The organism is Sphingobium sp. CCH11-B1 (genome assembly GCF_001556865.1).
Classification (GTDB): domain Bacteria; phylum Pseudomonadota; class Alphaproteobacteria; order Sphingomonadales; family Sphingomonadaceae; genus Sphingobium.
The window spans coordinates 104,295-117,000 of sequence record NZ_LSJY01000169.1 but is presented as its reverse complement, the minus strand read 5'-3'; the positions used below and the strand labels follow the sequence as shown (position 1 = coordinate 117,000).

General features: G+C 59.9%; 7 protein-coding genes. 1 reads left to right on the top strand and 6 read right to left on the bottom strand.

All coding sequences use genetic code 11. The features are described from left to right. Positions 1 to 49 precede the first annotated feature (49 nt). Positions 50 to 1,228, bottom strand: a complete 1,179-nt coding sequence (locus tag AX724_RS17140; protein WP_066768689.1) for an MFS transporter — start codon at positions 1,226 to 1,228, stop codon at positions 50 to 52. Between the two features lie 230 nt (positions 1,229 to 1,458). Here AX724_RS17140 and AX724_RS23660 point away from each other — a divergent pair, with 230 nt between their 5' ends. After that, a complete protein-coding gene (locus tag AX724_RS23660; protein ID WP_156448139.1) occupies positions 1,459 to 1,971 on the top strand; it encodes a hypothetical protein in 513 nt (170 codons plus the stop codon). Positions 1,972 to 2,383: 412 nt separating this feature from the next. On the opposite strand, the gene AX724_RS17135 is transcribed toward AX724_RS23660, so the two are convergent. The 5 genes from AX724_RS17135 to AX724_RS17115 form a co-directional block, all read right to left on the bottom strand. Then, complete coding sequence (locus AX724_RS17135) at positions 2,384 to 4,249, bottom strand: hypothetical protein (RefSeq protein WP_156448138.1); 1,866 nt, start codon at positions 4,247 to 4,249, stop codon at positions 2,384 to 2,386. Between the two features lie 157 nt (positions 4,250 to 4,406). Further along, a complete protein-coding gene (locus AX724_RS17130; protein ID WP_066768686.1) occupies positions 4,407 to 6,872 on the bottom strand; it encodes a hypothetical protein in 2,466 nt (821 codons plus the stop codon). After that, positions 6,853 to 8,400: a hypothetical protein gene (locus AX724_RS17125; protein WP_066768676.1), complete on the bottom strand. Its 1,548-nt coding sequence runs from the start codon at positions 8,398 to 8,400 to the stop codon at positions 6,853 to 6,855. The genes AX724_RS17130 and AX724_RS17125 overlap by 20 nt, the downstream gene beginning before the upstream one ends. 199 nt (positions 8,401 to 8,599) lie before the next feature. Continuing rightward, positions 8,600 to 11,374 (bottom strand): phospholipase D-like domain-containing protein, encoded by a 2,775-nt coding sequence (locus AX724_RS17120; protein ID WP_066768670.1) that lies wholly within the window; start codon positions 11,372 to 11,374, stop codon positions 8,600 to 8,602. Positions 11,375 to 11,391: 17 nt separating this feature from the next. Continuing rightward, positions 11,392 to 12,705 carry a hypothetical protein gene (locus AX724_RS17115; protein WP_066768667.1) on the bottom strand — a complete coding sequence of 438 codons (1,314 nt, stop codon included), beginning with the start codon at positions 12,703 to 12,705 and terminating at the stop codon, positions 11,392 to 11,394. Between the last annotated feature and the right edge of the window lies 1 nt (position 12,706).

Sequence of the window (12,706 nt, the reverse complement as noted above, 5' to 3'; positions counted from 1 at the left end):
AGAAGTCGATGTGATAACGAAGATCAGGTCAATCTCGGAGCTTTGATCCTTAGATTGGTGCTGTGCGCCATCCACCATTGAATATGCGCCATCCTATTACGCCCGCTGCAACGCCCAGCAGGCCACCGACGAGGTAGGCGGTTGGCGCATCGTTCGGCACGAAGAAGCCACCGGCGACATAGCCGCCGATTACGGCCGTGCGCGTCACCGCGCCATAGATCGCGGCTACCTTTCCATGATCGGCGGGCGGGCATTCGGATTGAAGCAGGGTGCGGACAGCGACATTGTGGATGCTGTTCGCGCCGCCGCCCAGAATGAAGGCGACAGCGACGATCGCAAATCCAATCGGCGCGAGGCCGATCAGTAGCATTGTCACGCCCATGACGGTGGCAGTGCCGAACGCGGTCAGGCCGATCCTATGGCCAATGACCTTTTCGGCAAGCCCAGCGCCGATCAACATTCCGCCCGCCCATAGTGCCGTCAGCATTCCGAATGCGGTCGGCCCGCTCCCCAGTGTCACCATGACGAGGAACACGAAAGCAACGTCGGCAATGGCGGTCGCGAACACTTCGAGGCTGAGCGCGCCCGTCACCACCATCAAGCGTCGATTGCGAAGCAGCGGCAGATAGTCCGCGAACAGGGTTTGTTCCTCGTGATCGCCCCGTTGCGGCTTGCGGCGTAGACCGCTTCCCATCACGACGAGCGCCAGAAGGGCAAAACTGAAGGCATCGACCAAAAGCGTGTTGCGCGATCCGATCCATCCTACCAGCACGCCGCCAGCGACAGGACCAGCGAGCATTCCAAGGCTGCGGACCATTTCTAAAAGGGAGTTGGCGCGCGCGAGGGTCATACCCAACCCGCTTGCCAGCACTGGTATCAGCGCGAATGTCGCAGCGCTGCTGATCGTGAACAACACGCTCAACAGCGCGGCGCCTGCTAGCGTGAATGTAGGATAGTGGGCGATGAGCGAGATTATGCCCGCCTGCAACGCCGATGCCATGACCAGAATACGTGCCGCGTCCCGGCGGTCAATCAGGCGGCCCGCGTAGGGCGCGGCTATAAGGCCGGGCAGCAACTCCATGATAAGCAGCACAGGCACCGCATAGGCGGGCGCTTTCTCGGCGGTACGGAACATCAGCGCCAGCAGCGTGATTTCGTCGCCGATCGTCGAAACCGTCAAGGCGGCAAGAACTAACCATCCCCAGCCTTGCCGGAACTCAACGCCCACTCACTTGCCCTTCTACATTGGCCTGCTCTTTGCCGGATCGCTCTGCACAAACGGAACCACGGAGAAGCCGATAGCGGGTTACGTCAACGCACGCTGCAAATTCCTGCCAATCCGCAACCGACAATCAGGCCATAGGCGCCGCCGTCCATGTGGTTTGCGTCAGATCGGGAAGATCGCTGCCAGCAGCGTATCCATTGACTTGTCTTCACATCAAGGATCATCATCCAGTGATGGCTCGGTCGAAAAAATTTATGTGCCTGATGCTGGCGATGCTGTCCGCGCAAGTTCCGTCACCCTCAAGGTCGAACACTCCGCCACCAATTTATCCGCACGACTATGATGGGCCTTACATCGTGTGTCGTCCCGGCATCGCTGTGCCCGTAAAAGCCGGTGAAAGGCTGCACAATGTCGGTTCGACCGATATGCTGTATATTTCAGAAGGTGAGCTAGTAATAGATACCTTCACAGAAGACCCTGAGCGTGATGCTGATATCGTTCATTTCCGTGGAACATCAGATGTACCGGGCCTCGGCCTCGTCACGCGCTATGAATTGACGTCTAGAAATTCTGATTATCGTGCCATTGGCTACGTTTACGATACAGGGAAGCCATATTTCACAGGCCACTATCGAGTGCTGTTCCGCTCTCCGCAATTTACAGGTTCTGACTCAGATAAAGCCCTTTTGACACGCGCGGTAAGCGGGGAGGGAGCCATCGCAATGTGCCCGCGACGTGGTGACTAGGCACGCTTTCACGAAAATCAGGCGGTTTGCGACGCTCGCCATGCGTTTCGCTGTCAGGTTAAGGCGCTGCTCGCAATCCATGCCGAGAATATCGTTCTGCTTTTCTCCGACGTGGAAATGCCAAGGCGCGATGAACGGCTTTGCCCTTGCCCGTCACGCTGCCCAAGGATGAAAATGGATCGAGATCGTCATAGCCAGCAGTCTGGTGATGCCGTGCGATGGCGACATGCCCGAGAAGCCGACATTCATCCAGAAGCCATTCGATAACCAAATGCTCAGCGCCTGCCTGCGCGACACCCTCGCGGAAGGGAAAAAGCCCGAACCTCTAAAACGCTCCGTCTAGATTTTCGAAAGCTGCCAGCTTGCAGTTTGTGTAAACCGCACCAATTCGGAATGATCGCGTCCGGGCACTTCATCCCTCTGAGAGGCAGTCGTCCAAAAGGCGCACTACAGTGGCAAGCTGGTCGGCAAGCTGATCATAGAGGGTGTCCATGACATGACCCCAGCCACCCCTGGCGGCGGCAAGGTCGAGACCAAAGCGCTCCAATGCGCCGGCAATGAGCCCATCCATATCCTCCTTGCGATGACCGGCCACCTGCCGCAGATCGGACAAGGCGAAAAGCTTGTCGATGGGGCGCCCGACCGCCGTACCCGCGGCTTCGAAGCGCGAAACTATCTCCTCGGCCGAGTCCCACACCGATAGGCCCGCCTCATGCCCGATCTGACAGAAGCAGATTGTCCGATCGAGGAGCTTGAGTCCCCGCAGCTTGTCGATCTTGTCGGTCTGGGGGCCAAAGGCGCGCACGAAGAGCCGCAAGTAGCGCTCCGCCAGACATTCGACGACGAGCTTGTCGAGGTCGAGGCAGCGGGCAAGAAAGGCCGATCGCGTCATGTCGAGCGGAATGTGCCGGGCAACCGGTTCGACATGGAGCCCTTGCCACCAGCCATGATAGTCGAGCCAGGTTCGGTCAAGCTTGACGAATTCCTCACCGCTTACCTCGATCCCGAAACGTGCGGCCAGTGCGGACAGCCGCTCGCCGACATCGGCAATGCCGTGGGTCAGCGCCTTCGCCCGCGTGCCGACATTGGGAACCTTGCGTGCTTCTGCCGACAATTGTTCGGCGGTTGCTGCAACGGCGTAACCATGCCAATGCTGGACGACGCGGTGCGGCGTCCCACCGTAAAGCTTCCTGATCTCAAGTTGGATCAGATCTCGCCCGATCCGGCTGGCAGGCCCCACGTTCCACTGGTTCTGATAGCCGACCCCGCCGCTTTCAGGATGAACATGGAAGCCTGGCCGTCCCTCATAGGCGCCGAGCACTGTATCGCGGACGTAGATATAATCCCTTGGCCGAAATCGGTCTGCAATGCGCGACGTGACGGGCGTTGGATTGCCCGGCCAGACAAGCCCCTGCGTTTCAAGCGGATTGACCGAGATGGGGAAATCGCCAGGCCCCGCCACATGACGCGCGCCCCACACCTGCGCGCAATACCCCCCCTCGCGCCGACGTTGGACATCGATCTCGCGCGTCAGAAGATGTTCGTTCAGCTGCTGGCTTGTTCCCAGCGCCAACTCCGCCGCTTTGTCGGTAAGTCCATGGCGGATTTCGTAAAAGACCTGGACGAGTGCCATCTCGCGCAGCGAGAGGTAATCTTGCAGATAATCGCGCGATACGACGGCGCGCATGTCGTCATAACGCAGATCGGCATAGAGCGAGGGCTTATCGACCGAGGCGACATCGAACTCGGGTTCGGCGGGATTGTCCCAACGCGTGGCCCCATCGACATGGACGCGCGGCATCAATCCATAGGTCATGGCAAACCGCGGATCGAGGACCATGGCTGTCTGGTTATTGCTGGTCCACCCCAGGATCAGCGGTTCATAGTCCTCCCGCACCGAAGGCGCACCATCTTTGCCCTCCAGATAGGTCCCGATCCAGAATCGTGGATTAAGGCTCTGCGGGCCGTTCAATAGGGGCGATGGCCGTCCGCTCGATTCCACCTCATGGCCAAAGGCCCGGAGCCGCCCTCCCAGCGCTTCAAGCTGAGCGACGGGGACCAGCGCAGACCACATGAAACGGACACCCGGCACAGATGGGTCGTCGAAACCACGTATCTCGGCGACGACCACATCGGATGCAGCCCAGGGGCATTCCTCAGGGATGTGGGCGAGAAGGTCCGGCCACCAGTTTTCGTACATATAGTCCCGTCTTTTATCACGCAGTGCGCGCGTGCCCGCTTCGTCGAAGGGCTTCCTCAGGGTACGCCGTCGCGCCATCAGGTTTGCGCTCAGTAATCAAGTTCGAGCCCGTTCTGATGCCGGAAAACGCCGTTGGCAATGATCTATCGTAACGCCCCCTGAGGCGCAGTTTCTCAATGAATTGAGGCCCCAAGGGACCATCGGCTCAATGCCAATCAGGTGCATATAGTCGAATTCAAGGCATCACCTTTTCCAGTTCCGCCATGCCCTTCCTTACATTCTGGGCTTGCGCGGCAGACATTCCGATATGCCGGGCCATCTGGGTCACGGCCGCCTCAACCTGCGGCCCTTTGGTGAACGCGAAGGCCGAAGTCGATCGGTAGAATTCGGGTATCTGGGATTCGAGAATCGCAGCGAGCGATTTCGCGCCTGCGGCCGCTCTTGCCTCGACAAGGATGGCGGCAAGAATCCAGCGCGACAAGATCACGAGCGTGAGGATCGGTATGGGGACGTTCTCCAGTTCGCGGTCGAGGGGAATGCGGGCCATGAGTCCGTCGGTGAACCTGCGCCCCCAGATCAAGCTGATGAGACGGGCGCCACGCATGAGAAAGCCTTCGTCCTGCCTTCGGGTCCCAATGGCCGAGAAGGGCATCAGTACCCCGACCTCAGTTTCATCGACAGAATATCTGTGTGAGCAGCCGTGGAGCATGAGGTAGATCATAAAAAGGGCGCGCGTTACGAAGTCGAGATCGAGCTCTTGTCGGGATTTCGCGACCGTCCCGATATAGTCCTCGAATCGCTCGATCGCCCGCTCCAATGTCCTTTGGTTGCGCTCGAACGCTTCGCGGGGAACGGGCTGGGCAACAAGTCGTCTTTCCCTGACTCCGTTTGCCGGAGGAGCGTCCGCGGCATCTCCATCCTGGTCGTCGTCCGCCTCATCGCCCTCCTCATCGCTCCCCTCATCGTCCTGGTCCTCGCCGGTTTTTAGGGCGGCGGCCGACGCGGAGCTGTCGTGGTCGATCGTCTCGCTGTCCTCGAGCTGGACGATACCGCGCAGCACGATCTGCAGAAGGAGTTGGAGGGCCGGATTGTTCGCGTGCGAGAGTCCCCCTGCCATCAGATCGGCCTTGAGCCCCAGTGCCTCGCGAAATTCCTCGGGCGTGTCGAAATCCTCGCCAGCCACTGCGGCAACCGACGCGCCCCGTCGATCCGCGCGTAGCGCGGACCGTCTGATCGGATTGGCATCCCCAAAAAGCAAGTGGACGTCGCGGGCCAGGTCGATCAGGTCGCTTTCACCGTTCAGCACTGCGTCGAGCTTACGCTTTATTCCGCTTGCGAGCGGGCTCGGCGCCGCCGCCATCAGCCTGTTCGGCTCGTATACGATTACCGGGCGACTAATCCTGCCGTCGCACAGCGCTACTCTCGCGACGATCGTGGAACCGCTGCGCGCCCCTCCCAGTCGCGCGTGAGGCCTTACGTCGCCTCCGGCAATCAACGGATGGCGATCATCATCGATTAGCAGATCAGCCCCTGTGGGGTTGATGCCCGACGGGACGCTCCAGTAGAGCCTGTCGTCCTTGCGCTCAATCCGGCCGGGATTGAATCGCGGCGGCGCTGCGGATGGCTCGGGCTTCTCGGGGGCCGAGATGTCCTTGGGGCGAAGGATCTCCGAAAAGTCGAGCCACAGGGTCTTTTCAACCGTGCCTCGTGGGAGGCGCCGGAAGATCGCCGCCTCATGGTTGAGTCCGGGCATGCCAGAGCCGCCCAGGGCTCCGGCGGTGCAGTTCGTGCTACCAAAGAGCAGGAAGTCATATTTGCGCGTCTGCGCGACCAGAAGCTTGGCGTGCAGGAAGCGATGATTTCCGCTCGCGCCATGTGGATGGAAAGTCGGCTTCAGTTTCGAGCCGAGCGCCTGGATCGGGAATGTCGATTGCCGCGCCCCGGCAACATCGGACAGGGTCATGAATATGTGCAGAGGTGGTTTGCCCAGTTCAGCGTGCACCCGCCGCAGAGCCTTGAGGTCTGAATCCCAGTAGGGTGAAATCACTACAAGGCGTTCCACCTTGCCTTCGACGTTCGCGAGAAAGCGGTCGCCGATCGGTTCGTTTGCGTCCGGAGCGGACAGCATCAGATCGACGAGGCTTCCGTCGGCGAACACCTCTGCCCCCTCCCCCCGGTCGGTACATGCCAGCCAAGGTGCCTGAGAGTTCAGGAGATCGAACTTATAGGAGAGGTCGGGATTCCCTGTCGCAGAAACCTGCGCGATCAGCCAGTCATGGGCTCTGGCTATAAGCCTGCGGTGGACGGCGCTGTCCGGGGTTTCCGCTGATTGGGACCAATCGAGGCTTGAAACGAGTTCCCGGTTGCTGCCCCAACCCGCGGAGGTCGCGTTCGCCGAACCAAGGGTAAAGCTTGCCTTTGCCTTGCCGTAGCGGATCATCATCTTGGGATGGAAGCAGCCGGTCCCTTCGATCGGCTCGATCAGGTACTTCCGGCCAGCATGGCTGAACGCCTCCGGCAATTGCTCAAGTGCCTGCGAGAGCATCGCAGCGTCCGCAATCAGCAGGTTGTTCTGGCACCCGACCGCCCGGAGCCGGTACTGGACGTTGGCGTCGTAGAAAGCTGGGTCTACGCTGAAAGTAGTTGTAATCGAGCTGTGGAAGCCGGGTCTCTTGAGGTCGTCAAACAGGTTGAACGGCATCGAGCAGCGCCTTTCCTGCCTCGGCTACATCGCCCTCATCATCGAGCAGAGCGCCGTCATATGCGAACGTCAGAAGATTGACGATGCGGGGGTTGGTGAAAGTATATTCGGCCGGTTCGCCGTCGACGAGTCCGCTTTCATCGACGATAAAGCGATAGGTGTAGGTTCCTGCCGCAAGCTTCTGTCCAGCGATCAGCAGGTGGTTCCCGATGACGAACTTGCGCACCAGACCCGCGAGCCCCTCCATTGCAGGTCTATCGGCCATCTTGTCGAGATAGCGGAAGATGCCTTCCGCCGATCTATCGGCGACGGTGGCTTCAGCCAGTATCCCGTTGATCGCAGCATCATCGCTCCAGCGCCTCCACAACGACAGCAGGAGATCGATGGCTTTGCGCACCTGTTTGCTGCCGGGCTCACTTGTCCCGCCCGCGATGTCCGCGAGTTCAGATCCGGCCTTATGCTCGAGGGCCAGGCTGCCGAGATCCCGTGCTTCGGCGACTCTGGCGAGGGTGGATGCCGCGTCGCCGCGGCGAAGCGCGAGGGTGGCTATGGCGCGAGACAGTTCATCCGCGGTCGCGCCCGACGTCTCGTTGATGCGGTGGGTCAACGCGTTGAGCACAAGCTCGAGTGAGATGTGGCAGAGCTCGTTCACGAAATAGGCGCGCCAATGGGTCAGGTTCTGCGCTAGAAACTGGTTGGTGACGGTTCCGATGTTGTCTTGGACGTAAAGCTCGCGGCGAAGGTCGTTACCATCCTGACGACCGATGCGACTAATGATGTTGAGGACGTTCCATAGCGTCGCCCGACGTGCTGGCGCAGTATCATCGTCTGCCCTCTCGCCGCGCAGGTAACGCAGCAGCAGTTGCGTCTCCCCCGACTGCACATCAAGATAGGCCGGATGTGCCTCGTCCGATATGGCGACGCAGTCTGCATGGTCGATCCTGCCGGTCCTGATTGCCTTGAGGATTTTCTTGCAGGCTGTCGGACATGCTTCGGCGAAGGCTTCGGCAAGATCGAGGCCATGATCGGGCGACACTGCCTGGACGCGGATGTTGGTTTTCAGGAGCATGCCCATCTGCAGCATGCTGGCCACATAGAACTGCCCGAAATTGCCCCTCACCGCCTTAAGATACTGGTTTTCTTCCCCTGGGCCGTCCGTCCAGGGCGTGAAATCGAAGGCTTTGCCGATCCCGATGTTTTTACCTGCCCAAGCTGAACCGGCCATACCGTTGGCCTCGTCGCTGTCTCCGATCTGACATGCAAGCGCATATATCGCCTCCGCGCGGCGCACGAAGATGCGCCACTTTTTTTCGTCGAGGCTGTGCTGCGTCAGCTCGAACTGCCTGACTACCCAGCAATAGAATGAGAAGTAGCGCAGCCGGTTGGTAACGTTGGTCAGTCCGGGAAGGAGGTCGGTGTATAACCGAACCGATGCCGCCTGCAGTCCGAGCGGATCTCTTCCCGACGAAAATGAGCCGGGCTTGTTCCAGTCGGGAAGGACTTCGATGCCCCTGGTTTCATTCGGCATCTATAGCCCTCTAACGAAATTTTTCGAGTGTCGGACCTATCTCCCTCTTTAGTCTTGCAGAAGAGTTAGCGCGCCGAGGTTCGTCAAAAATCTATTCGAAAAATGGCGCCCTTTTCCTCCTTCAATCGCAGCCTGCTCAAAGGCCAGCCCAGCAAGGATGCCCCCAGTTTGGGAAGAAGATTATCCGCTTCAATTTGTTCTATCGACCGTAATATTCGGACAAGGGCATACGGACATAACCCGGCGGCGGGCCGGCGCCCTGCGCAATCAGCGCAGGCTTTTCGACGCCGAGGGCGACCGCAGGCCTGGCTCTTGCCCAGTCGATCTCGAAAGCCTTGAGAAAATAGGCAGCGATCTCAGCATCGTCGAACAACAGGCTTGCGTCGCGATTGGTCGATACCGCCTGGTCGCTCCAGTTCTGGCTGCCGACAAGTACTCGCTGCCCGTCAGCTATGATCCCCTTTGTATGAGTGTTGGTGATGATGCGGACGCACCGCGCTACGTCGAGACCGCGACGACGAAGCTCGGTAATATCATCATCGACATCGCCGGCCCGAAGGATGATCCGAAGGTCCGCAATCTCCTTCGATTTCGCGATCAGCGCCTCGACCAGTTCATCGAGATTCCCGGCCATGTCCTTGCGGATCTTGATATACTGATTCTGGAAGACGAGCTGCCGCCTGGCCGAATGGATCAAAGAGAGCACCGCGTCGGTATAGATCCGGCCGCGCCGATCTGGCGTCAGAACCGGCTGGACCTTAACGCTTCGTCCGGTAACACGCAGCGGCTGGAGCCGTTCGACGGGCGCTTCCAGAAAGATTTCCTCGGGCACGTCGACCATGATTTCGGCTGGAGCGATCGCCTCCTCTCCGCCGCCAAGCTCTCCACATTGATCGAAGTCCGCATTGATATGGGCTTCAAACATGTCGGCCAGCTTGCGGTTCTCAAGCACGATATGCCATTCACGGTTGCCGCGCGCGCCGCCATCGACAGGCTTTGGCTGGCTGCTCCTGGTCCAGTTGCCGCTGGATAGCCAGACCCACTGGCTGTCGGCTACGCTGACCTTGATATGGTAGGCTCTGGTGACCAGCTTGCCGTTGCCGACAGGCACATAAACATTCGTGAAGGCGAAGTCGTCACGCCATTTCTCGAAGGTGGTATCTCGACGAAATTCACCGTCCTTGGGCCCGCCATCGCCACTATCGCGGGTCGCGGGATCGAGTACGATCTTCATCGTCAGACCGCCTGCGTCAAGGCGCTCCTTTACGGCTTCCATTACATGGGCCGCGAAGAACTGGTACATCGAACTGGTGAGCGTCGTTTGGACCTTGCCCAGAAACTCCTGGAGCATGGGAAAGCTCTCTTCCGGTCCGACATGGGCGATGACGGTCATTTCCTCTTCCACCGGATCGAAGAGAAATGGGGCCTTCGCGCGGCGCGCGTCGTCATAGGCAATCGTACCGGGCACCTCCAGCTGATCCACCGTCAAACCCAGTTGTTCATCGATCGTCGCATAACGAACATCGACGGGATAGCCTGCGAATGCCGCTGGAGCGGACGCGCGAACGACCTCGAAGCGTTCCGGGCGAGCTGCCAGGACAAGGACATCCGTTCGTCCGTTGAAGCCCGGCTTCACCCTGACGACCCCATCCGGCAACGCTTGCGACAGCCGCGCAATTGCCTCGTCCAGAGATAGCGCTTCCACGGTCTGCGCTGCGGAGCCAGTATCCGGGACGCCAAGCGATACCGTAATTTGCAAAGGTATGCTGATCGTCACCGCGCCCCCATCTGGAACGTGCACTGCTGCGGGTGCCTGGACGGCTACTGCCGCGGGCGTGGACGGGACTCCGGCGGTTGTCGGCCTTTCGGGCGTCGCAACGTTGCGCCACCACTGCTCCCAGGGTCCGTCACTTCGATGCCCACCGCCCCGGATGTTGACCCCGGCATCGATAATCCGCCCGTCACGTGCGAGATCAACGGCGGGGACCGCAAAGTTCGAATCCTTGTATATTCCGGCAAAGTGCAGGCCGACGACATCGCCCGTTTCCGCCGAGAGGACGAGCGAACCCGAATTTCCGCCTAGCGTGGAGCTGTCATGGCAGCCCGCGCTCATCATCTTGCCGAAGCTGTCCACGTTCCTCCGCCCGGCGAGAAGACCGGGCTGGAAGCGCTTGATGTTATAGACGCCGCGGAAAACCTTATCCTGTACATCGGCCCGGTTGCGCGGATCAAATGCGGGATAGCCGACGACCGCGATGCGGCGGGGTCGCGCCGCATCCAGCTCGACCGGTTCCAGCCAGAGGGGGGCATGTCCTTCAAGCCCCTCGATCTCCACAAGCGCCATGTCGAAATATGGATGGATCATGCGGATCTTGCGAAACGCGAACGGCGTTCCCGCCTGATTGTCCAGCTCACGAAGAAAGTCCACGGCCGGATCTATGCCCGAAATGAACTGGAGGCCATCGACGCCGAGCCCGCTCGCGAACAACTGGGCGACATGTCGATTGGTCATCAGCAGGCCCTCGCCCACAACGAAGCCGGTACCGCCGTAAGGAACGCCGGGATTTCCCGGCAGTTCGATACGCCCTACTGATGGTATAGCCTGGACGAAATTGGCATGTGCCGGTGTATCAGCACCATAGTCGCGCCAGGCCGGATGGTCGATCGTGAAGTCCCCCCCGATGATGTCGATTGCGGGTCTCAGATCCGGCAGGATAATGGCCTCGGCGATAAAGCCTTCTCGCTCATCAAGCGGTTCGTCGGCCACTGCCTTGCGGGCAACGTTCGTGATTTCGTCTGCGGAAATGTCGGATGGTACATCATGAGGTTCGTATCGGCCGGCAACATGATACGCAGCTTCGGCAAGCGTAGCGGTCGATTCCGCCATCACCCCCGGAGTCCCGTCGACATTCTGAACCCTGCCAAGAAGCTGCCGCAAATGCGCGCCGATCGAGGGAGACTTTGCATTGGTCATGTCTTCGCCTTCCCTCATTACAGTTGCACATCGCCAGCATCGACCAGCGCACGCAGCATGACTGCCGCTCCGCACTGCTTCGATGTGGCGTTGGGATCGAATTTATGGTCCGCCACGAATTTGCCCTTCGTCCACTGGTCCGAAAAGCTCCACAGATAGGGTGAATTGATACCGAGCGCGTGATACCCATATCCATTAAAGCCCTCGAACCGATAAAGGACGCGCGCCAGGGTCCAGTCGGCCTGATGCAGAAAGCCTTCCTGCTCCAATGCATCTAGCGCGCTGCTGCTCCAGTCGCTTGGCGGGTTCCAGACTTTGGGACGTCCTTTGGGCACCTGAACCGTGCGGCTGCCCAAGGGATCGCCGTTATGAAGGTGACCCGTGAAGCTGAAGCTCGCTTCCATGCCATGCACAATGGCAATGAACCACCAGGGCACGCCGCTCTTTGCCGCGACCGCTTCATATTGCGCGCGCCCCTTGCGTATCTTCGCGACATACCAGGCGACGGTGCCTTTCCATTTATCGAGAACCTTCGCCTGGGCGAACAGCTTCTCATAGCCCTTCTTCAACGTCTCGAAACTGACCGCCGCCTCGGCGCCGACGCCCTCAAGCTCGGCTGGCGCCCAGACTGCATGATGATTGGCCTGAAGCTGCGTGATTGCATCTTGCAAAGTGTCGATCTGCGGCAGCGCCGGCGCATGTGTGATGATATTGGCCCCGAGCGCGGCCAGGGCCTGCAGGATGTCGGCGTCGGTATCAACGACCTCATCGACACCGAGGCTTTCTTCCATGCGCTGGATCGTCCAGGGTGCCTCGTCGTCATATAGCGCCTTGTCGGGCTTCACCGAGAGATGGAAATGATGATCATGCGGGTTTTTCCCGGTGTAGGATCGCCACGTCCAGGGCGCGACGCCCCCAATCACTGACGCATTGGCAATTCGACGGTTCCAGATGAGATATTTGATGCGTTTGTCGCGGCTCGCGCGAAGGGCCTCGACGATCCGGCCGGCATCACAGCCACTGGCAGGATCATGGGTGATGTCGATCGCCGTTACGACCCCTTTGGCGCCGTCGCTCACCCAGGGATTGTGGTCCGATGCGCGCGACTGGTGGGCTGCGTCTCCAACGATGCCGTCGCTCTTGGTCTTGCGATCAGGGTAGACCGCATCGATCCGTGCACGCAAGGCGAGGAGGGATTTTGCCGGCCGTGAGGGGCGCACCGCCTCCGCAGTAACCCCGGACTCCGGAGCATCGGGCTCGCGATGCTCACAAGGATCGGTATGACCGTCCTCGTCGTCGACGACAGGTTCATCATATTCAGGCTCGGTCATG

What these genes read in the sequence shown, in the direction of transcription:
- AX724_RS23660 (WP_156448139.1), top strand. Translation starts at nt 1,459, where the DNA reads ATGGCTCGGTCGAAAAAATTTATGTGCCTGATGCTGGCGATGCTGTCC.
- AX724_RS17135 (WP_156448138.1), bottom strand. Translation starts at nt 4,249, where the DNA reads ATGGCGCGACGGCGTACCCTGAGGAAGCCCTTCGACGAAGCGGGCACG.
- AX724_RS17130 (WP_066768686.1), bottom strand. Translation starts at nt 6,872, where the DNA reads ATGCCGTTCAACCTGTTTGACGACCTCAAGAGACCCGGCTTCCACAGC.
- AX724_RS17125 (WP_066768676.1), bottom strand. Translation starts at nt 8,400, where the DNA reads ATGCCGAATGAAACCAGGGGCATCGAAGTCCTTCCCGACTGGAACAAG.
- AX724_RS17120 (WP_066768670.1), bottom strand. Translation starts at nt 11,374, where the DNA reads ATGACCAATGCAAAGTCTCCCTCGATCGGCGCGCATTTGCGGCAGCTT.
- AX724_RS17115 (WP_066768667.1), bottom strand. Translation starts at nt 12,705, where the DNA reads ATGACCGAGCCTGAATATGATGAACCTGTCGTCGACGACGAGGACGGT.